Source organism: Microbacterium memoriense (genome assembly GCF_025398275.1).
Classification (GTDB): Bacteria; Actinomycetota; Actinomycetes; order Actinomycetales; family Microbacteriaceae; genus Microbacterium; species Microbacterium memoriense.
Genome location: NZ_JAODOR010000014.1, coordinates 122,100 through 147,584, shown reverse-complemented (window position 1 = coordinate 147,584; position 25,485 = coordinate 122,100). Strand labels below are relative to the sequence as shown.

General features: G+C 66.8%; 26 protein-coding genes and 3 tRNA genes. 14 read left to right on the top strand and 15 right to left on the bottom strand.

What is annotated here, in order from left to right; genetic code table 11:
- Positions 1-69 precede the first annotated feature (69 nt).
- The 4 genes from N4R40_RS12210 to N4R40_RS12195 are packed head-to-tail and all read right to left on the bottom strand — an operon-like array spanning position 70 to position 4,292.
- The gene (locus N4R40_RS12210) at positions 70-1,014 is read right to left on the bottom strand and encodes a helix-turn-helix domain-containing protein (protein WP_261607646.1); all 945 of its coding nucleotides are present in this window, start codon (positions 1,012-1,014) and stop codon (positions 70-72) included.
- A 25-nt stretch (positions 1,015-1,039) separates the two neighbouring features.
- On the bottom strand, positions 1,040-1,858 hold the full coding sequence (locus tag N4R40_RS12205; protein ID WP_261607645.1) for a hypothetical protein: 819 nt from the start codon (positions 1,856-1,858) through the stop codon (positions 1,040-1,042).
- 8 nt (positions 1,859-1,866) lie between these two features.
- Positions 1,867-2,448 (bottom strand): DUF2510 domain-containing protein, encoded by a 582-nt coding sequence (locus N4R40_RS12200; protein ID WP_261607644.1) that lies wholly within the window; start codon positions 2,446-2,448, stop codon positions 1,867-1,869.
- Positions 2,445-4,292 (bottom strand): tetratricopeptide repeat protein, encoded by a 1,848-nt coding sequence (locus N4R40_RS12195; RefSeq protein ID WP_261607643.1) that lies wholly within the window; start codon positions 4,290-4,292, stop codon positions 2,445-2,447. Before N4R40_RS12195 ends, N4R40_RS12200 begins: the two co-directional genes overlap by 4 nt.
- Before the next feature lie 232 nt (positions 4,293-4,524).
- On the opposite strand from N4R40_RS12195, the gene nucS reads away from it, so the two are divergent.
- Genes nucS through N4R40_RS12180 form a run of 3 tightly spaced genes read left to right on the top strand, consistent with a single transcriptional unit; the run spans position 4,525 to position 7,167 of the window.
- Positions 4,525-5,217 carry an endonuclease NucS gene (nucS, locus tag N4R40_RS12190; RefSeq protein ID WP_261607642.1) on the top strand — a complete coding sequence of 231 codons (693 nt, stop codon included), beginning with the start codon at positions 4,525-4,527 and terminating at the stop codon, positions 5,215-5,217.
- 19 nt (positions 5,218-5,236) lie between these two features.
- On the top strand, positions 5,237-5,914 hold the full coding sequence (locus N4R40_RS12185; protein WP_261607641.1) for an HAD hydrolase-like protein: 678 nt from the start codon (positions 5,237-5,239) through the stop codon (positions 5,912-5,914).
- The gene (locus N4R40_RS12180) at positions 5,911-7,167 is read left to right on the top strand and encodes a coiled-coil domain-containing protein (protein WP_261607640.1); all 1,257 of its coding nucleotides are present in this window, start codon (positions 5,911-5,913) and stop codon (positions 7,165-7,167) included. Before N4R40_RS12185 ends, N4R40_RS12180 begins: the two co-directional genes overlap by 4 nt.
- A 27-nt stretch (positions 7,168-7,194) precedes the next feature.
- Here N4R40_RS12180 and N4R40_RS12175 read toward each other — a convergent pair whose 3' ends face one another.
- Positions 7,195-7,401: a cold-shock protein gene (locus tag N4R40_RS12175; protein WP_261607639.1), complete on the bottom strand. Its 207-nt coding sequence runs from the start codon at positions 7,399-7,401 to the stop codon at positions 7,195-7,197.
- 310 nt (positions 7,402-7,711) lie between these two features.
- Here N4R40_RS12175 and N4R40_RS12170 point away from each other — a divergent pair, with 310 nt between their 5' ends.
- A complete protein-coding gene (locus N4R40_RS12170; RefSeq protein ID WP_261607638.1) occupies positions 7,712-8,353 on the top strand; it encodes a GntR family transcriptional regulator in 642 nt (213 codons plus the stop codon).
- Between the two features lie 62 nt (positions 8,354-8,415).
- Here N4R40_RS12170 and N4R40_RS12165 read toward each other — a convergent pair.
- Positions 8,416-8,499 (bottom strand) — tRNA-Leu (locus N4R40_RS12165).
- 143 nt (positions 8,500-8,642) lie between these two features.
- On the opposite strand from N4R40_RS12165, the gene N4R40_RS12160 reads away from it, so the two are divergent.
- The 7 genes from N4R40_RS12160 (at position 8,643) to pknB (ending at position 17,562) form a co-directional block, all read left to right on the top strand.
- Entirely contained in the window at positions 8,643-9,374 is a 732-nt protein-coding gene (locus N4R40_RS12160; protein WP_261607637.1) for an FhaA domain-containing protein, read from the top strand.
- Entirely contained in the window at positions 9,371-9,910 is a 540-nt protein-coding gene (locus N4R40_RS12155) for an FHA domain-containing protein FhaB/FipA (RefSeq protein WP_261607636.1), read from the top strand. Before N4R40_RS12160 ends, N4R40_RS12155 begins: the two co-directional genes overlap by 4 nt.
- A gap of 12 nt (positions 9,911-9,922) precedes the next feature.
- Positions 9,923-11,161 carry a PP2C family protein-serine/threonine phosphatase gene (locus N4R40_RS12150; RefSeq protein WP_261607635.1) on the top strand — a complete coding sequence of 413 codons (1,239 nt, stop codon included), beginning with the start codon at positions 9,923-9,925 and terminating at the stop codon, positions 11,159-11,161.
- Positions 11,158-12,534: an FtsW/RodA/SpoVE family cell cycle protein gene (locus tag N4R40_RS12145; RefSeq protein WP_261607634.1), complete on the top strand. Its 1,377-nt coding sequence runs from the start codon at positions 11,158-11,160 to the stop codon at positions 12,532-12,534. The genes N4R40_RS12150 and N4R40_RS12145 overlap by 4 nt, the downstream gene beginning before the upstream one ends.
- A gap of 2 nt (positions 12,535-12,536) precedes the next feature.
- Complete coding sequence (locus N4R40_RS12140; RefSeq protein WP_261607633.1) at positions 12,537-13,994, top strand: peptidoglycan D,D-transpeptidase FtsI family protein; 1,458 nt, start codon at positions 12,537-12,539, stop codon at positions 13,992-13,994.
- A complete protein-coding gene (locus N4R40_RS12135) occupies positions 13,991-15,793 on the top strand; it encodes a serine/threonine-protein kinase (protein ID WP_261607632.1) in 1,803 nt (600 codons plus the stop codon). Before N4R40_RS12140 ends, N4R40_RS12135 begins: the two co-directional genes overlap by 4 nt.
- Positions 15,794-15,879: 86 nt before the next feature.
- On the top strand, positions 15,880-17,562 hold the full coding sequence (pknB, locus tag N4R40_RS12130; RefSeq protein ID WP_261607631.1) for a Stk1 family PASTA domain-containing Ser/Thr kinase: 1,683 nt from the start codon (positions 15,880-15,882) through the stop codon (positions 17,560-17,562).
- Positions 17,563-17,712: 150 nt separating this feature from the next.
- On the opposite strand, the gene N4R40_RS12125 is transcribed toward pknB, so the two are convergent.
- Genes N4R40_RS12125 through N4R40_RS12115 form a run of 3 tightly spaced genes read right to left on the bottom strand, consistent with a single transcriptional unit; the run spans position 17,713 to position 19,290 of the window.
- Entirely contained in the window at positions 17,713-18,357 is a 645-nt protein-coding gene (locus tag N4R40_RS12125) for an anthranilate synthase component II (protein WP_407665912.1), read from the bottom strand.
- On the bottom strand, positions 18,350-18,508 hold the full coding sequence (locus tag N4R40_RS12120) for a hypothetical protein (protein WP_261607630.1): 159 nt from the start codon (positions 18,506-18,508) through the stop codon (positions 18,350-18,352). The genes N4R40_RS12125 and N4R40_RS12120 overlap by 8 nt, the downstream gene beginning before the upstream one ends.
- Positions 18,508-19,290, bottom strand: coding sequence for a class E sortase (locus tag N4R40_RS12115; RefSeq protein WP_261607629.1), 783 nt, complete (start codon positions 19,288-19,290; stop codon positions 18,508-18,510). The genes N4R40_RS12120 and N4R40_RS12115 overlap by 1 nt, the downstream gene beginning before the upstream one ends.
- Before the next feature lie 56 nt (positions 19,291-19,346).
- Between N4R40_RS12115 and N4R40_RS12110 the strand changes: the two genes are divergently transcribed.
- A complete protein-coding gene (locus N4R40_RS12110; protein ID WP_261607628.1) occupies positions 19,347-19,586 on the top strand; it encodes a cell division protein CrgA in 240 nt (79 codons plus the stop codon).
- An 82-nt stretch (positions 19,587-19,668) separates the two neighbouring features.
- On the opposite strand, the gene N4R40_RS12105 is transcribed toward N4R40_RS12110, so the two are convergent.
- A complete protein-coding gene (locus N4R40_RS12105) occupies positions 19,669-20,517 on the bottom strand; it encodes a rhomboid family intramembrane serine protease (protein ID WP_261607627.1) in 849 nt (282 codons plus the stop codon).
- A 28-nt stretch (positions 20,518-20,545) separates the two neighbouring features.
- Complete coding sequence (locus N4R40_RS12100) at positions 20,546-21,103, bottom strand: peptidylprolyl isomerase (RefSeq protein ID WP_261607626.1); 558 nt, start codon at positions 21,101-21,103, stop codon at positions 20,546-20,548.
- Between the two features lie 91 nt (positions 21,104-21,194).
- Between N4R40_RS12100 and N4R40_RS12095 the strand changes: the two genes are divergently transcribed.
- On the top strand, positions 21,195-21,767 hold the full coding sequence (locus N4R40_RS12095; protein WP_261607625.1) for a DNA helicase: 573 nt from the start codon (positions 21,195-21,197) through the stop codon (positions 21,765-21,767).
- An 8-nt stretch (positions 21,768-21,775) separates the two neighbouring features.
- Entirely contained in the window at positions 21,776-22,243 is a 468-nt protein-coding gene (locus N4R40_RS12090) for an aminoacyl-tRNA deacylase (RefSeq protein ID WP_261607624.1), read from the top strand.
- Between the two features lie 3 nt (positions 22,244-22,246).
- Here N4R40_RS12090 and N4R40_RS12085 read toward each other — a convergent pair.
- The 4 genes from N4R40_RS12085 to gyrA all read right to left on the bottom strand — a co-directional run bounded on the left by N4R40_RS12085 (position 22,247) and on the right by gyrA (position 25,457).
- Positions 22,247-22,319: transfer RNA gene (locus N4R40_RS12085), tRNA-Ala, on the bottom strand.
- A 9-nt stretch (positions 22,320-22,328) separates the two neighbouring features.
- A tRNA-Ile gene (locus N4R40_RS12080) sits at positions 22,329-22,405 on the bottom strand.
- Positions 22,406-22,473: 68 nt separating this feature from the next.
- Complete coding sequence (locus tag N4R40_RS12075; protein ID WP_261607623.1) at positions 22,474-22,875, bottom strand: DUF3566 domain-containing protein; 402 nt, start codon at positions 22,873-22,875, stop codon at positions 22,474-22,476.
- Positions 22,872-25,457, bottom strand: coding sequence for a DNA gyrase subunit A (gene gyrA / locus N4R40_RS12070; RefSeq protein ID WP_261607622.1), 2,586 nt, complete (start codon positions 25,455-25,457; stop codon positions 22,872-22,874). Before gyrA ends, N4R40_RS12075 begins: the two co-directional genes overlap by 4 nt.
- Between the last annotated feature and the right edge of the window lie 28 nt (positions 25,458-25,485).

Sequence of the window (25,485 nt, the reverse complement as noted above, 5' to 3'; positions counted from 1 at the left end):
GCCCCCACGTCCGCCGAGCGCGCTGGTTCGTGCCGAGCGCGCCGGTGGATGCCGGAGGACGCTGCGGGATCAGCGCGGCGGCGTGAGGGCCTGCTCGGCGGACCACGGGAGTGCCCAGATCAGGCGCGCGATCAGGAAAGCGATCGCACCCGTGAAGACCTTGTCAAGCAGTGACACGGTGAGATTGGTCCCCCCGACCGCGAGCCACGTACCGAGGCCGTCCGCCTGCAACTGGGCGAAGAAGACATCGAGCCCGCGATCGACCTGACCGTTGAAGTACAGCATCGTGATCGGGATGGCGACGGCCGACGTCGCGACTGCCACGACGGCGCTCACGGCGAGAAACCGCGGCAACGTGCTGCCCCAGCCGCGCCGGACGCCGAAGCCCCAGATCAGTCCCGCGAAGATCATGGTCACCGCGAACAGTGCGTCGCCGATCTGGAACTTGAGGAGTTCCACGACGACGAACAGCGCACCGACGAGAGCAGCCAGCCACGGCCCGCCCACCAGTGCCACGACGGCTGTCCCCACCATGTCCAGGAAGAAGATGTCACCCAGAAGCGGGTTGAAGAACTTGCCGGTCGCGTTAATGAGAAGACCACCCGCGACAAGCGCGACGATGATCGCCGGCGAGGCGCGAGGCGCGACCGGGAGGATCGGTGCCGGCGCATCGATCACGCGGGGCAGAGGACGACTCGCCGGCGGCAGCGGAGCCACCTGAGCGACCCGCGCACGCCAGTCCTCTGCCGCCACCACATCACCGTCGAGCGCACGCACGATCTCCGCGACGAGGTGGGCGTTCAGCCGCGAGCGCCCGGGCCGGAAGACGTCAGAGACCGTGGTGTGCGCGATCCGCGCGGTGGCGGGGGCGACGCCATCCTGTTCGCGCTGCCGAGTGATGCGGGCCGCGAGCTCTCGGTACGTGACGCCGCGCGCCTCTCGCAGCACGCGGAGCTCGTCAACGAGTGGATCGAACCGCGATGCCGAGCTCGGCGGGCTGACGTCCTGTTCCACGGCGTCAGTGTATCCGGGTCGCCCGCTACCTCCGGCGATGGACCCGGTTAGCGGCCCATTCTGCTTCTCGCTGTCGTTGACGCTTCCGTTTGTCCCGCTCGAGCGCGGTACTCAACTCGGCGCGCAGGCGCTGGAAGCGCGCGTCCAACTCCGCCTTCTTCTCCTTGCCGGGGTACCCGAAGCTGCGGTACCGCTCGGAGGCCTCGGTCCACTTGGTCCATCGGTCGGTGACATCCGAGCCGTGCGCGATCCGCTCCAGCACGAACAGTGCGTGATCCATATCGCGCGCAACGCGGTCGCGGTGTTCCTGCGCGCGCTGCATTGCGCCGTCGAGCTTTCGGAAGTACTCCGAGCGCAGACCGGAGAACTCCGCCGCGAGTGCATCGTTGTGCTCGTTCCCGGCGTACCCGGCCTGGAAGAACTCCCCACCCAGCGTCTTCACCTGTGCGGTGGCGGGTCCCCCCGGCTCTCCACCCACCACCAGGCGGAGCTGCCCGATGAGGGTCTGTTTCCGCCGCCTGGCCTCGTCCTGTTCCTTCGCACGCTCAGGGAAAGGTGCCGTTGACCGCGCTGAAGTGGTGCCGCCCGCCCCCCGTCCACGGGCGGCGCCACTCCCCGACTCCCTCGCCGCGAAGAACTCCGCGCGCGCGTTCCGATACGCGGCGCGGGCGGCGGAGAAGTCAGCCCAAATGCGCTGCCGATCTCTCGGCTCCGCCGGTGCACCGAGCTTCTTCAGCTCAGCCTCCAGCTCACGCAGTCTTTGCTCCCCGTTTCGCCAGTCGGTGGAGGCGCGCATCGCCACGACCCGAGCGATGATCGCGTCGTACGCGGATGTGTCGGCCATGCATCTGCTCAGCGGTAATAGTTCGACAGAACCGCGGCCTCGAACGCCGCGTACTCCATCTGAGCGCGCTGCGCATCCTTCGCCGCAGCCTTCGCTGCGGACCCGGCGAGCATGTTTCCGACCAATCCACTGACCATTCCCCCGCTCGCAGATAGCTCGTTGGCCAGCCCCATCTTGCCTCCGCGGGAAGCGCCGTCCTTGTTCCAGAGACCGTTGTCGGGCGACCAGCTGATGCCGTGCGGTGTCTTGACCACGTCAATCTTGACCCAGTAGTTCTTGACGCCCTTCAGGCTTGCGGTGAAGCTGGCCTCGACCTCCTGGCGACGCTTGTTCACCTTCGAGGTGACCTTGTGCTTGGTCAGCATCCCGGCCGCGATCGCGTCGTTCTTGAGCGAGTTGAGGATCCCGACCACATCATCGTCTCCACCCGAAGCCGCCGCCATCTGCGTGACCTCGGCGGCGGTCACGGGCGGGGCAGGGGCCTCGGCTAGCGGCGGGTGGAAGTGGCCCGTCCACTGTTCCCCGTCCCAATACCGCTGACGTCCGGGGTGTTGTTCCGTGGGGTACCAACCTGCGGGAGTCGTGGTCATCGTGAGGCCTTTCGGTGAGGTGATTCGGGGGAAAGAGTTGACCCAGTGACGTCGCCGAGCGGGTGAATACGGGGAGGCGCGAGCTGGGAGAGAAGAGCGATAATCGGCTGCGGGTACAGGTCTGCCTCGAAGGTCAGGCGCGAGAATTCGTCTTGCGCCCGTCGGTGCTCGTTCTGCGCGTCCTCGAGCTCTGCATCGAGCGCGACAATTCGACCGGTGGCGGCGGTCACTTCCTGCTCGGTCGCCTGGCGCGCGCGCCGGGCATCCGAGAGCTCTCGCTCGGAGCGGTCACGCGCCCGATCGCTCTGATCTTGCGCAATCCGCACCTGGTGGTCGCGGATCTGCTGCGCGGTTGCCGCTTCACGCGCAGCGACCGCACGCCGTTCCGCCAGCTGGCGGAACGCCTTTGTGAGCCACACGATGAACAGGATGCCGAAGACGACTGCAGCCGTCCCGGCGATGAACGAGACGGATGGATTCGCACCCGCGAACGCCATCGACAAGACCGTGACGATCAGCGCCACGACAGGCCGGGTGAACGGTCGGATCCCACCAACGACATGTGCCGTGTGTTCGAGCGTCGCCGTCGCGGGCGGAAGCATCCGATATGCGGCGGCCGCGGCATCCGCGCGAGCTACCACCTCGACGGCGGTGTCGCGCCGACGTTCGAGCTCGCGCAGATTCTCCCGCACGTGGGCAAGAGTGAGACGACAGAGATTCGCTTCCGCTCGTGTGAACGACACGACGTCGGCCGCAGCGTCCAATCGCTGAGGGATGCCGGTACGGGCGTGCTCCTCGACCACAGGGAGTGCCGTGCGGACCCATCCGGCGTAACCGATCATGGCCTGCGGAATATCCGCAGGCTCGACATTGGTGCCGAAGCCGTCGTCCCCGGACGCGGCGACGAGCCGCTGGATCTCCCGGCGCGCGTGCACCGGGCTCGACGGATCGGTCGCCACCATCTCGGCCGCGTCCTCCGCGCCGGGAACACCGGCCTGGATCGCCACGATTGCCAATTCCGGAGCGAAGGTGAAGGCCTTGACGAGATCCGCCTGGATCCCGCGGTGCACGGCGCGGATCAACAGAAGCTCGGCACAGGTGGGGGCGACCCGCAATGCGCTGTCGATCGCATGCCCGACCTCGTCGACCTGATCGGGTGTCGCCACCGAGCGCAGCAGAATCGCGGCGCTCGCGGCGAGCGAACCCCAGCGCTCATCGGCCGCGGAGTACTTGATAGCCAACATCAGGGATGCAAACGCCTCCGCCTGGTGGCTCTGGGCGGCCTTCGCCAGGCCAAGGGCATAGTGAGGCGCCGGATTGGTCCGGTCCTTTTCAATCGCGAGTTCGAGCTCGGGAACCGCCTCGTCGAGCCACCCTTGCCGCAACGACACCGCTCCGCGGCGGTAATGCTCGGCGGCTGCCGTCGTCAGCGGGTTGGCGGTCATCGCAGCGATGTCACCGAGGACGGCGGTCTGCTCGATCATCCGTTGCCCGACCAGCTCGAACCCGCCGTGCATGATGCCGGCGAGCACGTTGAGGTTGCGGTCGAGCGTCTCCAAGCCTTCGCTCACCGTTTCTTGGACCCGCAGGAAGCCGAGGTCCAGCGCGTCACCGAGCCGGTCGTTCATGGCATCCATCGATGCACCCAAAACAGCGACGGCGTGCGTGGTCTCCCGCTGCGCGTCGATCTGACGGTCGGCGGCCGCGGCAACGGCGTGCTGGGTCGCGAGCGCTGTTTCGCGGACGACAGTGGTCTGCCGCTCGGCCGCCTCGATCTGACGGCGTGCTGCCTCCAGCTGCACGCGGCGACTCCGCTGCGCCTCGACCGCAATGAGCGTGCCCATGGCGGCAGTGTCCGCGTGGGCACTCTCCACGATCCGGTCGTGTCATGTTTCCTGTTCTAACAAGCCACTCGCTCGCGTCCCCTCGCGTACGCCCAATCCCGGACAACCCCGGACACACGTCGGCCAGCGCGCTGGTTCGTGCCGAGCGCGCCGGTGGATGCCGGTGCGCACGCAGCGCGCTCGCGCGCACCCCGCGCACTCGGCGCGGAACCGGGCACCGTAGGATCGTCGGATGCGCCTGGTCATCGCTCGTTGCTCCGTGGATTACACCGGGCGTCTCAACACGCATCTCCCCCTCGCCACCCGCTTGATCATGCTGAAGGCGGACGGCACCGTCGCTTTTCACCGCGACATCCAACACCAGCCGCTCAACTGGATGAGCCCGCCGTGCACGCTGACGGTGGAGGTTCCGGATGCCGAGTCCACCGCGGCCGGTGTGCAGGAGCACTGGCGGGTGACCCATGCCAAGAGCGGCGACGCACTTCTCGTGCGCATCTATGAGGTGCTGCACGACTCGTCACACGAACTCGGCGTCGATCCGGGCCTGCAGAAGGACGGCGTCGAGGCCGATCTCCAGCGCCTGCTCGCCGAGCAGGTCGAGGTCATCGGCGACGGACTCACCCTCGTCCGACGCGAGTTCCCGACTGCAATCGGTCCCGTCGACCTGCTGCTCCGCAACCCCGCCGGCGGCACGATCGCGGTCGAGGTCAAGCGTCGCGGCGACATCGACGGCGTCGAGCAGCTCACCCGGTACCTCGATTTGCTGGGGCGAGACCCGCACCTGGCCCCGGTAACGGGGGTGTTCGCCGCGCAGGAGATCAAGCCTCAGGCGAAGGTGCTGGCCACCGACCGTGGGATCCGGTGTGTGACGCTCGACTACGAGGGCATGAAGGGCACCGAGTCCGGAGCGCCGCGCCTGTTCTGACGCTCGCTAGGCTGGGCGCATGACGCTCAGATCACCGTGGACCTGCATCCTCTGGGACGTGGACGGGACCGTGGTCGATGCCTCCGACGGCATCCTTCGACGCCTCACTCTGGCCTTCGATGAACTGGGCTTCCCGCCGCCGACGCGTGCCGAGCTGGTCAACTGGATCGGACCGCCCATGCACGAGTCGTTCCAGAGAAACCTCGGCCTCACCCCCGAGCAAGCAGCGGATGCCACCACGATGTACCGCCGCATCGGTCGCGCCGATGGGTACACGAACGGCGCCAAGCTCTATCCCGGGGTCGGCGACCTGATCACCGAGCTGGGCGAATCCGGCATCCCCCAGGCGACAGCGAGCTCCAAACCCGAAGTGCAGGTCGCCGCCCTCGTGGAGCACTTCGATCTCGCGCCGTACCTTCAGGCGGTCGTCGGCGCGACGCCGGACGAGAAGACCCTCGCCTCGAAATCGGCGATCATCGCCGAAGCGCTCCGGCGCCTCGAAGCCGTCGGGGTGGACACGAGTCGCCCGGTGCTGATCGGCGATCGCCACCACGACATCGAGGGCGGTGCCGAGCAGGGTGTGCCCGTGATCTTCGTCCGGTGGGGCTTCAGCTGGCCACACGAAGGAGAGGGTGCCGCCGCACAGGTCGACGACGCCACCGAGTTGAGGGCACTCCTGGTCGCGGACGGCGAATGAGCGACGCGCTCGGGGCGATCGGAGCGTGGGTCCTCCCGGCGCTGATCGTGTTCGGGACCGCCGCCGCTCTCTGCACTCTCGCCATCTGGGCGTTGCGGCGCCAGCGTCGTTCTCCCCGCGCTCGCGCGGCCGCCGAGCAGGAGCGCACACTCACCGGTGCGGGCCTCGTCCGTCTGGATGATCTGGTCGAGGAGCTCGACCTCGAGGTGGGTCTGTCGGGTGCCCTGTACGACGGCACCGCGCCGGCCGCGTTGCGGCGTGCCCGCATGACGGCTCAGCATGCGCGTGACAGCGCGTTCGCGGAGTTCCGTGAGCTCGGGCCGGACACGCATCCCGACGATGTGCGGCGTGTGTCGCGAGCGATCCGCGCACGCACCGACGCCGCGATCACATCGGTCGAACGCGCACGGAGCGAGCACGACGAATGGATGCGGGCGAACGTGTCTGCCGCATCCCAGGTCGGCGCGGCGCGAGATCGGTGCCGCCAGCTGAGCGCGGAACTGGCCGATCCGGCGGCGCTCTTGGCGGAGCTCGTCGAGCGCTGGGATCGCTCCGAATGGGCCGACGCGGAGCGGGACGCCGCGACGGCCGTCACGGCGCTGGCCACTGCCGAGCGACTGATCGATGACGCCGCAACGCGAGCGAGCGACCCGACCCGGAGTGCGGTGCCGGTGCTCGCCGAGGCGGAGCGTGCACTTCGAACGGCCTCCGCCGCCGCGCGCCGCGTGGAGGAAAGGCATCGACTCGTCACGGATGCCGGCGGCGCGGTGGAGGGCGAGGTTGCGGACGCGCGTGCGGCCCTGCGCCATGCCCTGTCGGTACGGAACGAACTCGAGCCCGCCGACGCGGAACGCCTAGGCGTCGAGCTGCGGAAACTGGAGAACGAGCTGTCGGCCCTGGAACCTCATGCGCATCGCCGGCCGAACGCGACGGTCGATCGCCTCGCGCGCCTGCGCGATCGTCTCGATCTGGCGCTCGGCGACGCGCGCACGGCCCAACAGCGCCTCCGCGGGGCGCGCACCGCTCTAGCGGGGACGCTCACTGCGGCGCGCGACGCGATCTCGCGCGCCGAGCCCCGTGCTGCCCACGCCGGCGCGGATGCACGCGTGCGTCTCGCGGCCGCGCATCGAGAGCTCGCGGCGGCACGCGGCGCGGAGAACCCGGTGACTGCGCTCGATGCCGCTCGGCGCGCCCTCAGAAACGCCGAAGACGCCGTGGCCCTTGCGGACTACGACGTCTTGGCGAAAGACTGACGATCCGCTCTGCGGGCCGTGAAGACTTCAGATGGGTCGGATGTTCTCCGCCTGCAGGCCCTTAGGGCCCTGGGCGATCTCGAACTCGACGCGCTGGTTCTCCTCGAGGGAGCGGTAACCGCTCGACTCGATGGCGGAGTAGTGGGCGAAGACGTCTGCGCCGCCCTCATCGGGAGCGATGAAGCCGAAGCCCTTCTCCGAGTTGAACCACTTGACGGTACCGCTGGTGCTCATGAACTGCCTTACTAAATCGAGCTGTATTCGGCGCGAGTGCGCCAGTCGTCATGGTAGCGCCGTTTCCTGGGCATCCGCCTGACCGTTGTCAGATGGTGACATAAACGTTGCAATAATTGCCGGTTAACCATTCGACGCCCAGGCGTCTCGCGCTGAGCGCGTGCGCCCGGGCGTCGACGGATCCCCCCGGATAATGCCACGCTAGGCGTGACTGCGCTCACTCTACCGATATATCAGTGCCTCAGCGAGGGGTGCATTCATGGGAATCGGCCGTGAAGACGGGCCGGCGCGAAGTAGGATATTTCCCGCGATGACTGCGATTCTCCCCCCGATCGAACTCACCAGCGGCACGATCCTCGGCGACGAGGTGTATGCGCGCATCGGTGATGCCATCCTCGACGGATCGCTCGCACCCGGGCAGCAGTTGCGTGACGTCGATCTCGCCATGCAGTTGGGTGTGTCTCGCACTCCGGTGCGCGAAGCCTTACAGCGCCTGGAGCGCTTCGGGCTCGTGGAGATCGCGGTCGGCCGCTACACGCGTGTGTCCGATCCCGATGACAAGCTCCGCGCCGACACCGGAGCCTTCACGGCGTACTTCATGGGCAACGCCCTGCGTCTGGCCCTCACCGAGTGCACGGATGACGAGCTGGCCGAATTGGTGAGCGCGTCGGATGCCGTGATAGCGAGCGTCGATGGATCCGATCCGATCCGGGTGTTCGACGCATCCGTCCTCTTCTTCACCCGCGTCACGATCGCCACGCACAACGCGGTGTTCACCGGGTTCATCCGCGAGGCGTCGCTGGCGATTCGGCGGAATCTCCGCGGATGGGTGCCGTTCGTCGCCTGCCCGATGGCGCGGGCGGACGGATACCGGGATCTCCGCGAAGCGATCGCCACCCGTAACGCCGACGAGGCCGAACGCGTTCTGCGATTCCTCCACAACGTCGGCTGAGGGACGCGGAAACGACTCAACCCCCGCCCGGAAGATTCCGGTCGGGGGTTGAATGTGTTGTGTGCGCGAGGGGGGACTTGAACCCCCACGCCCTTGCGGGCACTGGCACCTGAAGCCAGCGCGTCTACCTATTCCGCCACTCGCGCGAACTGGTGTCACCACCGGGTCAACTTCCCGAGGATATCACGCAGTGGAGACCCCGCTGCAATCGGCTCAGGGTGCGGCATCCGCGTGCTCACAGTCTGTGCAACTAGCATGTACGAACCGGTCAGCACGCCAGAGGAGCCCCGTGGGACTACTTGACAGCTTCGAGAAGGGACTCGAGCGCGCCGTCAACAGCGCGTTCGCGAAGACCTTCCGCAGTGGCGTTCAGCCCGTCGAGGTCGCCTCGGCGCTGCGCAGCGAGCTCGACGCGAAGGCGGTCGTCGTCAGCCGAGACCGCATCCTCGCGCCGAACACCTTCGCTGTGCGGCTGGCTCCCGCCGACGCCGAACGGATGGACTCCTTGGGCTCCACGCTCGAGCAGGAGCTCCTGCTCCTCGTCGAGACCCACGCGAAAGCGCAGGGCTTCAGCTTCGCCGGGCCCGTGACGATCGCGATCAAGGCCGACGCCCAACTCCCGACGGGCACGGTCCGCGTCGATTCGCGGACCGCCGCCGGGGACGTCTCCTGGCGCGGCGTCGTCGACATCGCGGGCAAGAGGCATCCACTCGTCAAGGGCCGGACGGTCATCGGTCGCGGCAGCGACGCTGACATCACGATCCCGGATGCCGGCACGAGCCGCCGCCACGTCGAAATCCTGTGGGACGGCGAGCGCGCCATGGTGCGCGACTTGAAGTCGACGAACGGGACCAAGATGGACGGCCGCCCCGTCTCCGAGGCGGCCCTCGCCCCTGACTCGGTCGTCACGATCGGACGCACCGACATCGCTTTCCACGTGATCGCACAGGCAACGCCGCCGCGCCCGTCGACGTCGGCCGCGGACGCGACACGCGCCTTCGGCCACGGAGGCATGTCGTGAGTGAACTCACCCTTCTGCTCTTGCAGATCGGATTCTTGGTCCTGCTGTGGTTCTTCGTCTTCGCCGTGGTCTATTCGCTGCGCGCAGACCTGTTCGGAGTGACCGTGCGAAAGATGCCCGACCCCGCACCGGTCGCGGCGACTCCCGTGGCCTCTGCCCCTGCTCACGCCGCGACCGCGCCGATCACACCGTCGACCCCGCCGGCGGCCACACCGACCGGATCGGGATCGAACGCAACGCGTGACGCCGTCGCGCGCATCATGATCACGAGTGGCCCGAAAGCCGGGCTGGAGCTCCCGCTCGGCTCCGAGCCGCTCACGATCGGCCGCTCGAGCGAGTCGGGTCTCGTGATCCGCGACGACTACACCTCCAGTCATCACGCGCGCCTCCTTCTGTGGGGGGACCAATGGATGATCCAGGACCTCGACTCGACGAACGGCACCTGGCACGACGGCCAGCGCGTCAGCACGCCCGTGTCGGTGCGCATCGGCGCGCCGATCAAGGTCGGCGCCACGACGTTCGAGCTGCGGAAGTAGCGGCCGCTCGTCATGGCCTTCGAGGGATCCAGTGTCGCCATCTCCCATACGGGGAAGGTGCGCTCCAACAATCAGGACTCGGGCTACAGCGGCTCGAACCTATTCGTCGTCGCCGACGGGATGGGTGGCCACGCCGGCGGTGACGTCGCCTCAGGCCTGGCCGTGCACCGGCTGAAAGAGCTCGATCACCCGTTCCCGACCCCGAGCGATGCCGAGCATGCTCTGCAGGAGGCGATCGGCGAGACCGCGACGCAACTCATCGACACGGTCGCCGAGCGGCCCGAGCTCGCCGGGATGGGGACGACGGTCAGCGCCTTGGCCATGGTCGAGGATTACGCCGTCATCGCCCACATCGGCGACTCGCGTATCTACCTGTACCGCGACGGCGCACTCACCCAGATCACCGCGGACCACACGTTCGTGCAGCGCCTCGTGGACTCCGGCCGGATCACGCCCGAGGAGGCGCGGTATCACCCGCGGCGCTCGGTTCTCATGCGGGTACTCGGCGACATGGATCCCGATCCCGATGTCGACACCTTCATCATGCCGACCCAGCCGGGTGACCGCTGGCTGCTGTGCTCGGACGGCCTGTGCGGCGTCGTGGACGACGCCCACACGGAGAAGGCGTTGGGTCAGGGTTTCGCGCCGGGCCGAACCGCCGATCTTCTTCTCAAGCAGGCTTTGGATGCCGGCGCCCCGGACAACGTGACGATCGTCATCGTCGATGTGGGTGGCAATCATCCGCTTTTCAGCGGGACGCCCACGATCGTCGGGTCCGCGTCGAACCCGCAGGGCATCGAGGTCCCCGCCGCACGACCCGGACGCACGAGCTGGTTGCACCCGGGCCGCCAGGCGGCGAACGAGCCCACACACTTCGAGCCGGCGGTCGAGTTCCTCGAGGAACTCATCGAGGAAGATCGCCGCCGTGGGCGCCGCCGCCGCGTCTGGTGGTTTGTGGGTTTCGCGCTGATCCTCATGGCGATCGCGACCGCACTCCTCGGCGCCTACACCTGGACGCAGACGCGGTACTTCGTCGGCGCCGACGACGATACGGTCGTCATCTTCCGCGGCATCCAGCAGGACATCGGCCCGATCGCCCTGTCCTCCGTGTACGACGACACCGGCATCCTGCTGGCAGATCTGCCGACGTACCAGCGGATGGCTGTCGAGGACACCATCTCGGCCCGCTCGGTCGCCGATGCGAATGCGATCGTCGCGAACCTCCGCCCGACGACGGGAGGGACTCCGTGACCGACACCGTCGAGACCGACACCACCGTCGTGAAGGCCCTCCGGCGGCTGCGTCTGCCGCAGACGCAGCGCAACCGGGAACTCGGACTCCTGCTGTTCGCCTTCCTCATCAATGCGGTCGCGGTCGCCCTGGTGCAGTTGGGCGCCGAAGGCCAGATCGACGCGACGTTCCTGTACTACTGCGGCGGGCTCACGGTCCTCGTGCTCGTCCTCCACGTCGTCCTGCGCTTCACGGCACGCGCCGCCGACCCGTTCGTCGTTCCGATCGCCACGGTGCTCTCGGGTCTCGGACTCGCGATGATCTACCGCCTCGACCTCGCCGATGACCTCTCCGGGTGGGGTGCGTTCTCGACCCGCCAGCTCGCGTGGCTCGTCATCGCGATCGTCGGGGCCACGGCGGTCGTGCTCTTCCTCAAGAACTATCGCGTGCTGTTCCGCTACACGTACGTCTTCGGGTTCGCGGGTATCGCGCTTCTCCTGTTGCCCCTCGTTCCCGGACTCGGTGTGGAGGCCGGTGCCGACGTCTGGGTCTCGATCGGGGGGCTCTTCTCGTTCCAGCCGGGTGAGCTCGCCAAGCTCGCGCTCGGTGTCTTCTTCGCCGGGTACCTCGTCCGCACGCGCGAATCACTGACCTCGGTGGGTACCCGATTCCTCGGTATGACGTGGCCGCGCGCGCGCGAACTCGGTCCCCTCCTGCTGATCTGGGCCGCGTCCATGGGCATCATCATCTTCCAGCGCGACCTCGGCACGGGTCTGCTCATCTTCGGCATGTTCGTCGCGATGCTCTATGCCGCGACGGGCAAGACCAGTTGGGTGCTGATCGGCGTCGTCCTCGCCGTATCGGGTGCTTTCTTCGCCTCGCGGATCCTGCCCTACGTCGGCGCGCGCTTCACGAACTGGCTGGATGCCTTCAACCCCGACCTCGTCAACGGCTCGAGCTACCAGCTGGTCAGCGGGATCTTCGGTTTGGCGCAGGGAGGTCTGATCGGCACCGGACTCGGCCGCGGACGCCCCGACCTCACGCCCCTCGCGCACAGCGACTACATCTTCCCCAGCCTCGGCGAGGAATTGGGTCTCATCGGGCTCTTCGCGATCCTGTGCCTGTACATGGTGTTCACAAGTCGCGGCATCCGGATCGGCATGGCCGGGCAGGACGACTTCGGCAAGCTCCTCGCGACCGGGCTCTCGTTCACGATCGCGCTGCAGGTATTCATCATGGTCGGTGGCGTCACCCGCCTGATCCCGCTCACCGGGCTGACGACCCCGTTCCTCGCGGCCGGTGGGTCATCACTGGTCGCCAACTGGCTGATCGTCGCGCTACTCCTGCGCGTGTCGGATGCCGTGCGCTCCCGTCCGCGGGTGGTGATCGGCTAGTCATGACAAAAGAACTCCGCCGCCTCAGCATCGTCATGCTGGTCATGTTCGTCGGGCTTTTCGGCGCGATCAGCTGGATCCAGGTCGTCCAGGCCAGTGAACTGAGCGCGAATCCCTATAACAAGCGCGCGCTCTACGACTCCTACGAAGTCCAGCGGGGCTCGATCCTCGCCGGTGACACCGTGATCGCGTCATCCGTGCCGAGCGGCGACCTCTACAGCTGGAGCCGGACGTACCCGGACGGCACGATGTGGGCTCCGGTGACCGGCTTCATCAATCCCGTGCTCGGATCGTCGCGGGGCCTGGAGAGTGCCATGAACACGGTGCTCTCCGGAACCGACAGCTCGCAGTTCCTGTCGCGTATCGACCGCATCGTGACGGGCCAACCCCCGCGTGGGTCGAACGTCGTCCTGTCGCTGGATCCCGCTGTCCAGAAGGTCGCTTACGACGCACTCGGCGATTATCAGGGCGCCGTCGTCGCGATGGAACCGAAAACCGGCCGAGTTCTGGCGATGGTGACGAGCCCGAGCTACGACACGAATCTGCTGGCATCGCACGACACGGCGCAGGTGCTCGCCGACTACGACACCCTGACCGCGAATGCCTTGCGACCGCTCGACAACCGCGCCATCGCCGGCAAACTGAACCCGCCCGGGTCCACGTTCAAACTCGTCGTCGTGTCGGCCGCGCTCGCGTCCGGGGATTACACGCCCGATTCGACGTTCCCGAACCCCGCCCGGTACACCCTGCCGGGCACGTCGACGGACATCAGCAACTTCGACGGCGGCACGTGCGGCGAGGGCGACCAGGTGACGCTGGCAACTGCCCTGCGGCTGAGCTGCAACATCCCCATGGCGCAATTGGCTGTCGCGCTCGGCGACGACGCTCTTCGTGCCGAGGCGGAGAAGTACGGCTTCAACACGAGCTTCGACATTCCGCTGACCACGACCGCCTCGGTGTACCCGCGGGCGCTGTCCGACCCGGAGACCGCACTTTCCGGCTTCGGGCAAGGTGACGTCATCGCGACGCCGCTGCAGATGGCGATGGTCTCCGCGGGTATCGCCAACGACGGCGTCGTGATGAATCCACGCATGGTCGATCGCGTCGTCGCTCCCGACCTGACAGTCCAGCAGACCCCCGAGGACACGGAGTTCGACCGTGCCCTGTCGGCGAATCTGGCCGCCCAGATGACCACGATGATGGTGGCCAATGTCAGTGACGGCGCAGCCAGCGGTGCAAGAATAGATGGCGTCGACGTGGCGGGAAAAACCGGCACCTCCGAGCATGGTCCGGGAGACCCGTACACGTTGTGGTTCACCGGGTTCGCCCCTGCCGACGACCCCCAGGTCGTCGTCGCAGTCATGGTCGAGAACGGCGGAGGGCTCGGGCAGCAAGGCACGAGCAACGGGATCGCGGCCCCCATCGCGAAGAAAGTCATTGAGGCGGTGCTGAGCAGATGAGACCGACGCAAGGTGTGAGCTTCGGCGGGCGGTACGAACTGGATTCCCGGATCGCCATCGGCGGTATGGGTGAGGTCTGGGAAGCGACCGATCACGTCATCGGGCGTACCGTCGCGATCAAGATCCTCAAAGACGAGTACATGGGCGACCCCGGCTTCCTCGAGCGCTTCCGCGCCGAGGCCCGGCACGCAGCTCTCGTCAACCACGAGGGCATCGCCAGCGTCTTCGACTACGGCGAGGAGAACGGCTCCGCGTTCCTCGTGATGGAGCTCGTGCCCGGCGAGGCACTGTCGACGATCCTCGAACGTGAGGGCTCGCTCTCCACCGACAAGACGCTCGACATCGTGGCCCAGACCGCTGCCGCGCTCCAGGCTGCCCACGCCGCCGGCCTCGTCCACCGCGACATCAAGCCCGGAAACCTCCTCATCACGCCGGATGGCCGGGTCAAGATCACCGACTTCGGCATCGCACGTATCGCCGACCAGGTGCCGCTGACGGCGACCGGGCAGGTCATGGGCACGGTCCAGTACTTGTCTCCCGAACAGGCCTCGGGGCACGCCGCCTCACCGGCGACCGACATCTACTCGCTCGGTATCGTCGCGTTCGAATCCTTGGCCGGCAAGCGCCCGTTCACGGGTGAGTCGCAGGTCGCGATCGCGATGGCGCAGATCAACGATGCGCCGCCGCCGCTTCCCGACACGATCGGTGAACCGGTCAAGAACCTCGTCCTGAGCATGATCGCCAAGAAGCCGGAAGACCGCCCGGCGACGGCATCCGCCGTGGCGCGCGCCGCGACCGCGCTCCGTCGCGGCGACATCGCCGGTGCGGCGGCGATCGTGCCCGCGATCGCTGGTGGGGTCGCCGTCAATGACGTCACCCAGCTCCTCAACCCGGGGGGACTCGCGACTGACGAAGCCACCCGCATCCTGCCTGCTGCAGCTCCGGCGGGCACGCTCGTGGACGAGGCGACCGGCGAAAAGAAGAAGCGCAGCCCGTGGACCTGGCCGCTGATCGCGCTGATCGGAATCCTGTTGCTCGTTCTCGGTGGCACGCTGTTCGCCCTCTTCGGCAACACGGGAGCCCAGCCCGAGCCCACCAACACGTCCCCCGAGTCGTCCGCGGCCCCGACGCCATCCGACACCCCGGAGCCGACCCCGACGACGGTCCAGATCGACACGCTCGGGTTCCTCGGTCAGACGTGCGCGCAGGCGACCGAGATCGCCAACGCGAACAATATGACCGCGGTCACCTGCCAGACCGGATCCGTCGCCGCGCCGACGGCCGATCAAGAGGGACTCATCTACGAGACCAACCCGGTCTCGGGCACCGTGGGGCTCGACCAGCAGGTGACGCTGACCGCCTACGGTCCCATGACGCCGATGAACACGCCGACGACCGCTCCCGTCATCCAGGTGAACGGTGCCTCGTCCCCCACGGTTGAGGCCGGCAGCACCGCAACGATCAACTGGACCGGGTTCACGTGCCCCGCCGGATCGAGCACGGTGTCGTCGTACAACATCACCCTCACCAACGGTGTGTTCCAGTCCAACGGACAATCGAGCGGATCGTTCGGGCCGAACGATCGCCCCGTCCCCGTGACGGTCGCGAGCGAAGTCGGACGCATCCTGACTGCGCTCTACACCGTCACCTGCACGGGTGAATCGGGTGAACGGACGTCGGCGACCTCGCCAGAGGTCCAGGCGACGATCACTGCCGCACCCACTCCCGACGCGGAGGCGCCGACCGACGGCAACAACGGCAACGGCAACGGCAACGACGGCAGCGGCAACGACGGCTGACGCCGAATCGTGAGGGCGCCCTCCAGGGGCGTCGGTTAGGCTGGCTACGAGTCAGCCCAGGGAGTGAAGTGTCAGTAAAGCCGCGCGTGCTTTCCGGCCGCTACCGCATCGACGAACTCATCGGGCGTGGTGGCATGGCGAGCGTCTACCGTGGGAAAGATCTCACGCTCGGCCGTTCGGTCGCCATCAAGATCCTCAAGCGCGAACTCGCGGTCGACAGTGCATTCCGCACGCGGTTCCGCCTCGAGGCCCAGGCTGCATCGCGGATGGCGCATCCCACGATCGTCCGCGTCTACGACGCCGGCGAAGACACCGAGACCGACCCGGACGGCACGACGCATCCCGTTCCGTACATCGTGATGGAGCTGGTCGGCGGCGTTCTGCTGAAATCCGTGATCTCGGACGGTCCGGTGCCACTGGCGGACGCCCTCCGCTACACCGACGGCATCCTCGAGGCGCTCGAGTACTCGCATCGGGCCGGAGTCGTCCACCGCGACATCAAGCCCGGCAACGTCATGGTTACCGAGCGCGGGCAGATCAAAGTGATGGACTTCGGGATCGCGCGAGCCGTCTCCGATTCCTCCTCGACCGTGGCCGAAACGACGGCGATCATCGGCACTGCGTCGTACTTCTCTCCCGAGCAGGCCAAGGGTGAGCCGGTCGACGCGCGCGCCGATGTCTACTCGACCGGCGTCGTGCTGTACGAACTCCTCACCGGCCGCACGCCGTTCCGCGGAGACACTCCCGTTGCGGTCGCGTATCAACACGTCAGCGAGACGCCACTGCCGCCGTCCGATCTCGTCGAGAGCGTGCCGCGGGCGTTGGATGCCGTGGCGCTCCGCGCGCTCGCGAAGGACCCCTATCAGCGGTATCAAGATGCCGCGTCCTTCCGGGAAGCTCTCGACGCGACGGCCGATGGTCGCACCCCCAGCAAGCGCCAGGTCGGGGTCCTCACCAGTGAGCTGTACGGCGCGAACCCGCGTCAGGCGGCGGAAACCGCTCGGTCGCTACGACAGTTGAGCACCGACACCACCATGCGCCGCACGCAGGCAGGCCCCCCGGCCGCGTGGATCTGGATGGGTGTCGCGGTGCTTGCCGCCGTGCTGATCTCGGTGCTGATCTGGGTCATGACGAGTCGTCCGGGGCCCAGTGTGACGCCGGACGCCCGCGTCGTCCCGAACGTCATCGACATGTCGTGGGACCGGGCCAACGAGGCGCTGTTCGACGAAGACCTCCAAGCCGAGCGGCTCGATGAGAGCAGCGACACGATCGCGGAGGGGAATGTCGTCCGGACAGACCCCTCCGCCGGCACCAGGGTCACACCGGGCCAGCAGATCACGCTGTACGTATCGACCGGCGCGCAACTCGCGACCGTTCCCACGCTGGTCTCCCTCAGTCAGGCCGAGGCCTCGGCGGCGCTTTCTGCTGCCGGGCTCGGGGTGGGGTCGGTGCGCAACAGCAACGATCCGAATCTCGCAGCCGGCGTCGTCATCTCGGCAGATCAGACCGAAGGATCACAGGTTCCCGTGGGAACCACGGTCAACCTCGTCGTCGCGAGCGGCAAGGTGACGCTCGTGAACATGGTCGGCTACACGGTCGCCGCCGCGCAGCGCGACCTCACCGCCGATGACATGGCCCTCACGGTCGCCGTGATCGAAGATCCGGCGTGCCTGGCTGCTCCGGGAGAGCCGGTCGTCGCGTCGCAGTCGCTCGCGCCGGGAGACGTGCCGATCCATTCGAACGTGGATCTGACCGTCTGCACGGGCTGATCGGGATTCCGCGTCGCACTACCTGAATAACTCCTGCAGGGTGACGAGCGGGTGTGGATCGTCCCCCGGAATTCCGGGCCGGCGCGCCCCGGCACGCAGAACTCTGCAGGAGTTGTTCAGGTCACCGACCTGACACCCGGGCGATCGGGATCAGCTGACCGGCCGGAGCGGACGACGCTTCGCACCGCGGGCGGCAGCACCGTCGATCCCGGCGGTCTCGAGCCACGTTCCCAAGAGCTGGTAGCCCCCCTCGGTCAGTACGCTCTCGGGGTGGAACTGCACTCCCCACGCGGGCGCCGTGCGGTGCGCGATACCCATGACGACGCCGGACTCCGTCGTCGCCGTCACCACCAGCTCCCGCGGGAGCGTCTCGGCCCGCACGGCAAGAGAGTGATACCGCGTCGCGGCGAAGGAATGGGGGAGTCCCACGAAGATCCCGGTCCCGTCGTGGTGGATCAGGGAGGTGATCCCGTGGCGCAGTTCCGGGGCCTCGGCGACGGTCGCACCGAACGCGGCGGCGAGCGCCTGATGGCCGAGGCACACCCCCAGCAAGGGGATGCCGGCATCCACCGCAGCCTGGACGATGTCGATCGAAGCGCCGGCGCCTTCGGGTGCCCCCGGGCCAGGTGACACCAGGACCCCGGCGAAGCCGGAGATGACCTCGGCCGGGTCCACGACGGCATCCGCCTCGACGAGCACCGTGTGCGCACCGAGCTCGTCGAGATACCCGATCAGGGTGTGGACGAAACTGTCGTGATTGTCCACGACGAGGATCCGCCCGGACAACTCATCCACCGATGGTGGATTCCGTGGGAGTGATGAACTGCGCGGCCCACGGGAAGACATGCCAGAACAGGCCGTAGAGCACGGCCGCGGCCAAGATCAGCAGAAGGAGGACACGCACCCACACGGGTCCGGGAAGAATTCGCCACAGTGCGCCGTACATCAGACGGTGACCCCTTCGGTCAGTGCCGCCGGAGGACCGTCAGCGGTCGGGGTGAACTCGTCGAAGACGGCATAGGCGATGATGCGCTCGAGCATGTTGAGCTTGGGCGCACAGCTGGTGAGTGTCAGATAGCGGCCGTTGGCTTCGACGCCGGCCTGCTGCGGCACCGGGAGGAGCACGTCGACCTGCGTGTCCTGCACGTATTCGAGGGTGCGGAACCGGTAGGTGTACCACCCCTCCGCGGTCTGGACGACGATCGCGTCGCCGACCACGAGCTTGTCGATCGGGTCGAACGGCTGCCCCGAGGTCCAGCGATGAGCGGCGTACACCGTGTTGCCGACCTGCCCCGGCATGGCGGTGTCGGCATAGTGGCCGATTTCGCCGAGATCGAGGATGTCCTTGCGGGTCGTCCCTGCGGCGATCGTGAACTTCCAATCCGTGCCGAAACGGGGGACGAACATGACGCCGAACTGCTCACCGTGCGCCGGCTGCGCCAGCACCGGAACCACGGCCTCGGCGGGCGCATCGGTGGGAACGGGCGCAGGCGAGGCGGATTCACTCGGCGTCGCCGCGGGCATCATCCAACTCTGCGACAGTGCATCGGCTTCCGCGTGCTTCTGCCCGCCGATGATCACGTCACCGATCCACATCTGCCACGCGACGAACAGCAGCGCCACGACCCCGACGGTGATCAGCAGTTCGCCGATCACGCCGAGCACGGATACGCGGCGACGTGGTCGCTCGCGTCGCTCGCGACGAGACGTGTGTTCACGGTCCCCCATGCCGAGGATTCTATCGAGCGTAGGTTGTGCCGCGGCTGACAGGTAGAATCGACGCCATGGCACGTTCAGGCAAGGGTGACGAACAGATCGTCGAGCACACCGCGGGTGACGCCACCCCCAATCCGGTGTGGTTCAAGCCCATCATGTTGAGTCTCATGATCCTCGGGCTTCTCTGGGTGATCATCTTCTACCTCAGCAACCAGACGCTGCCGATCCCCGGCATCGCCGGCTGGAACCTGGTCATCGGCTTCGGGATCGCCTTCGTCGGCTTCCTGATGACGACCCGCTGGCGCTGAACCCGCCATCCCCAGCTGATCCCACAGCTGTGAGTTACACCGGTGTAATTCATCCCCAGCTGTGGATGAATCTGTGGATAACTCAGGCGTAGTACAGCAGGTACGGAATGGCGAGCAGGGCCACGAGGCCCACGCCCACCCCGACCAGCAACCAGATCTGCCGGCTCCGCATCCGCGTGGCCCGCGTGCGCGCAAGGATGAAACCGATGAGCGCGCCGACGAGGCCGCCACCGATGTGCGCTTGCCAGGAGATGCCGGATCCGGGAAGGAACGTCAGCACGAGGTTGATGCCCATGATCACGGCGATCGCGGTGACATTCGCACCGATGTGGCGTCCGATCACGAACATCGCGCCCAGCAGCCCCCACACGGCGCCGGAGGCTCCGACCACCCACGTGCCCGGAGCGAGCAAGGCGACGAGAACCGACCCACCCAGCGCACTGAGCAGGTAAAGCGTGAGGAATCGCCATCGTCCGAGGAGCGGCTCGAGGCTCCGTCCGAGTGCCCACAGAGCCAACATGTTCAGCGCGATATGCCAGATCCCCGCGTGCACGAGGGTGACCGTGACCAGTCGCCACGGCTGGATGTAGGCCAGCACGCCGTTGAACGCCAACAGACTCTGGACGCTCTCGCCGATCCCCGGGATCAGACCGATCAGATAGAACACGGTCGTGATGATCACGAGCGTGTACGTCACGATCAGTCGGGAGTCGACACCCGCCCGGCGCCGCGGCATCCGGGTGACGGTTGCGGACTTCTGTTGCTGCTGAGCGTCGCGCAGGCACTCCGGGCAGATCACTCCGACCGGCAGCGGCGTCTGGCACTCTCCGCAGATCGTGCGCAGACAGCGCTGGCACAGCACGAAGCTCTGCCGATCAGGATGCCGGTAACAGAAATTGTCCGGATTGGTCCGGAGATCCGAATCCGTCATGTGCACCGGTTCCTGATCGTGTCGATGATCAGACGGCGACGACGTCGACCGACTTCAGCACGACGGGCTCGATCGGGCGGTCGCCCGCACCGGTGGGGACAGCTGCGATCGCGTCGACGACGGCGCGCGAATCCGCATCCGCCACCTCACCGAAGATCGTGTGCTTGCCCTGCAACCAGGGGGTCGGGTCGGTCGTGATGAAGAACTGCGAACCGTTCGTGCCCTCGGCCTTGCCGGTGATGGCGTTGCGGCGGAGGCCCGCGTTGGCCATCGCGAGGATGTAGGGCTCGTTGAAGTTCAGCTCGGGGCTGATCTCGTCGTTGAAGTTGTAGCCGGGGCCACCGACGCCCTGTCCGAGTGGGTCGCCACCCTGGATCATGAAGTTCGGGATGATGCGGTGGAAGATGACGTCGCTGTACAGCGCGCCCTCGCCGGGCTTGCCGGTGCCGGGGTGCGTCCAGGCCTGCGATCCGTCGGACAGTCCGATGAAGTTCTGCACGGTGCGCGGCGCGTGGTCGCCGAACAGGTTGACGACGATGTCGCCGTGGTTGGTGTGAAGCGTGGCTACGGCGGTGTGAATCGTCATGCTCACTATTCTCACATCTGTCAACCCCTGGCATGGCCGCCGCTGTCTGGCAAGATGGAGAGAAACGTTCCCCGATCAGGGAGGTCACCCCGTGAGCGTCAGCCGTAAGCGCAAGAAAGAACTTCGCAAGCTCCAGACCCAGGCCAACAAGGTCTGGGAGTCGCAGCAGGTCCTGGTCGGTCAGGCCGGTGACATCGCCCGGGAAGCGGGACGTCAGCTGGGTCACTACAACCGTGAGCAGGTCGTGCCGGCTGTGCAGCACAGCTACGAGAAGTACGCCGCTCCCTACGTGAACCAGAGCGTCGAGACCGGTCGCAAGATCTACAACCGGAACCTCGTACCCGCCGCGGGCGCCGTCGTGGGTTCGGCGCTGTCGGTGTGGGATGCCGCGAACGACACACGTGCGCGTCTCGCCGCTGGTCGCGGCTTCGGTGGCTTCGACGTCGCCGACCTGCAGAAGAAGGCCGACAAGTACGGTGCGAAGGCGGCCAAGCGGCTCGCCATCGCTGAGCCGAAGAAGTCCGGCATCAGCGCGGGCGGAGTCATCGCGATCCTCTTCGGTCTCGCCGCCGCCGCCGGTGTTCTGTACGCCGCCTGGCAGACCTTGCGCGCCGACGACGAGCTCTGGGTCGCCGACGACCCGCTGCGCGCTCCCGACGCCTGAGCGTCGCTATGACGCTCGAACGGGTCCGGACGGCAGCAGCCGCGCGTGGACTTGAGATCGAGATCCGCGAAAGGCCCGCCGCATCCTCCCTGGAGGAAGCGGCGGGCCTTCTCGGTCTGCATCCGTCGGAGATCGTGAAGACCCTCGTCGTCAAACGCGGCGACGACACCTATCTGTTCGCGCTCATCCCGGGCGATCGGTCCATCTCGTGGCCGAAGCTGCGCGCCGTCGTCGGAGTGAACAAGCTGCAACTCCCCGACCCGCAGCGTGCCCTTGAGGCCACCGGATACGAGCGGGGAACGATCGTGCCGGTCGGGAGCACCACGGCGTGGCCCATCTACGCGGATGGGGCCATTGCGGGTCGGCGCATCGCGATGGGTGCCGGCGCACACGGCTACAGTCTGTTCGTCGAGGCCGATGACCTGATCGCTGCCTACGCGGCGACCGTGGCCGACATCTCGCAGGAGAACAAATAACTGTGGAGCCTAGGAGATTCGAACTCCTGACATCCTGCTTGCAAAGCAGGCGCTCTACCAACTGAGCTAAGGCCCCGGACTGGGGTGGTGGGGCTACCAGGATTTGAACCTGGGACCTCTTCATTATCAGTGAAGCGCTCTAACCAACTGAGCTATAGCCCCGTGCGGAGGTCGACGCTTGCGCGCCGTCAACCTCCAAGACTTTACCCGAACTGCGGGAGAATCCGAAATCAGTTCGAGGTGAAGCCGACAAGCAGTCCGCCGGTGACCTTCACCATGAGGTTGTAGATGCCCGCCACGACCGCGCCGAGCACCGTGATCACGATGAGGTTGAGGATCGCGACGATCGACGCGAAGGCCATCACCTGCGGCAAGCCGACATAGTCACCCAGCGTGAAGTTGTCGTCGAACGCCTTCAGCAGCTCGTCGAGCTTGCCGATGACACCCGTCGTGCTCAGCACCGTGTAGATCAGGAAGACCGCGACGATCGTGACGATCGCGAGGGCGACGGCCGCGAGGAACGACAGCTTCACGGCGGACCAGAAGTCCACGTAGACCAGGCGGAGGCGGACCTGCTTGGAGCTGGTCTTGCTGGACGACTTTTTTGCCAGCTTGTCGGCTACCGTGCTCATGCGTCAGTACTACTCTCTTCGGGGCTCGCAGTCGAAGTCTCTGCGGCAACGGGGGCATCTTCGGATGCCGCTTCTTCGGCGGTCTCGGCCAGTCCACGCTCACCGTTCCGAGCGATAGCGAGGATGCGATCCTCGTCGTCCGGTCGGGCGAATACGACGCCCATGGTGTCACGGCCCTTGGCGGGGACCTCGGCCACGGCAGAGCGTACCACCTTGCCGCTGGCAAGAACCACCAAGACCTCGTCGTCCTCACGGACCATCAGACCACCCGCGAGATCACCGCGATCCTCGTTCAATTTGGCCACCTTGATGCCCAGTCCACCGCGCCCCTGCAGGCGATACTGCCCGACCGCGGTGCGCTTGGCGTAGCCACCCTCAGTCACGACGAAGACGAATGCATCGTCCTGCGCCACCGACGCGGACAAGAGTGTGTCGCCTTCGCGGAACGACATCCCCTTCACTCCTTCGGTGGAACGTCCCATCGGGCGGAGCGACTCGTCGGTGGCGGTGAAGCGCAACGACATTCCCTGACGGGAGATGAGGAGGACGTCGTCGGTCTCATCGACCAGTAGGGCGCTGACGACCTCGTCGCCGTCTTCCTCTTCCTGCCCACGCAGCCGGATCGCGATGATGCCACCCTGACGGTTCGTGTCGTACTCGCTCAGCAGGGTCTTCTTCACCTTGCCGTCGCGGGTGGCGAGCACGAGGTACTGCGCCACGGCGTAGTCACTGATGTCGAGGATCTGCGCGATCTCTTCGCCCGGCTGGAGGGCGAGGAGGTTTGCGACGTGCTGACCCTTGGCGTCACGGCCGGCCTCGGGAACCTCGTACGTCTTGCAGCGGTACACCCGACCCTTGGTCGTGAAGAACAACAGCCAGTGGTGCGTCGTGGTGACGAAGAAGTGCTCGACGACGTCATCGGCGCGCAACTGCGCGCCCTTCACCCCCTTGCCTCCACGGTGTTGCTGACGGTAGTTGTCGCTGCGTGTGCGCTTGATGTAGCCGGCACGTGTCACCGTGAGGACCATTTCCTCGACCGGGATCAGGTCTTCCATCGACATGTCGCCGTCGAAGCCGTGCAGGATGTGGGTGCGACGCTCGTCGCCGTACTTGTCGACGATCTCGGTGAGCTCATCACGGATGATGGTGCGCTGACGCATCGGATCGGCGAGGATCGCCCGGAAGTCCGCGATCTGCTTCTCGAGCTCGAGAGCCTCGTCGATGATCCTCTGGCGTTCCATCGCGGCAAGACGGCGCAACTGCAGCGCGAGGATCTCGTCCGCCTGGTCCTTGTCGACATCGAGCAGCGTCATCAGGCCGTCGCGGGCTTCATCGACGGTGGGCGAGCGACGGATCAACGCGATGACCTCGTCGAGCTGGTCGAGCGCCTTGAGGTAGCCCTCGAGTGTGTGCATGCGGCGCTCAGCCTTGCGCAACCGGAATCCGGTGCGGCGCACGATGACTTCCACCTGGTGCTCGACCCAGTACGAGATGAACCCATCGATCGCGAGCGTGCGCGGCACGCCGTCGACGATGGCGAGCATGTTCGCGCCGAAGTTCTCCTGCAGCTGCGTGTGCTTGTACAGGTTGTTCAGCACGACCTTCGCGACCGCATCGCGTTTGAGGACGATCACCAGGCGCTGGCCGGTGCGGTCGGAAGTCTCGTCGCGGATGTCCGCGATGCCGGTCAGCTTGCCATCGCGGGCAAGGTCACGGATCTTGGCCGCAACGTTGTCGGGGTTGACCTGGTACGGCAATTCGGTGACGACGAGGCAGGTGCGACCCTGAATCTCTTCGACAGCCACGATCGCGCGCATCGTGATCGACCCGCGCCCGGTCCGCTGTGCGTCGCGTACCCCGCGGGTGCCGAGGATCTGTGCGCCGGTCGGGAAGTCGGGACCGGGGATGCGCTCCATGAGCGCCTCGAGAAGTTCGTCGCGCGTCGCTTCGGGGTGCTCGAGCGCCCAGAGTGCGCCGGCAGCCACCTCCCGAAGGTTGTGCGGCGGGATGTTCGTGGCCATGCCGACCGCGATACCCACGGACCCGTTGACCAGCAGGTTCGGGAACCGCGCCGGCAGAACTCTCGGCTCTTGCGTCTTGCCGTCGTAGTTGTCCTCGAAGTCGACGGTGTCCTCGTCGATATCGCGGACCATCTCCATGGCGAGGGCCGCCATCTTGGTCTCGGTGTAACGAGGAGCCGCGGCCCCCATGTTTCCGGGCGACCCGAAGTTTCCCTGGCCATCGGCGAGCGGGTAGCGCAGCGACCACGGCTGCACCAAACGCACGAGCGCGTCATAAATGGCCGAGTCACCGTGCGGGTGGTACTGACCCATCACTTCACCGACGACGCGTGCGCACTTGTTGAAGCTCTTGTCGGGGCGGTAGCCGCCGTCGTACATGCCGTAGATCACACGGCGGTGCACGGGCTTGAGGCCATCGCGCACGTCCGGCAACGCACGACCCACGATGACGCTCATCGCATAGTCGAGATAGCTGCGCTGCATCTCGACCTGCAGGTCGACCTGGTCGATATTTCCGTGGTTGTGTCCGGAGGTTACGTCCGGACGTTCGTCGTCAGTCATTTTTCAGAGGTCCCTGAGCTGGTCGAAG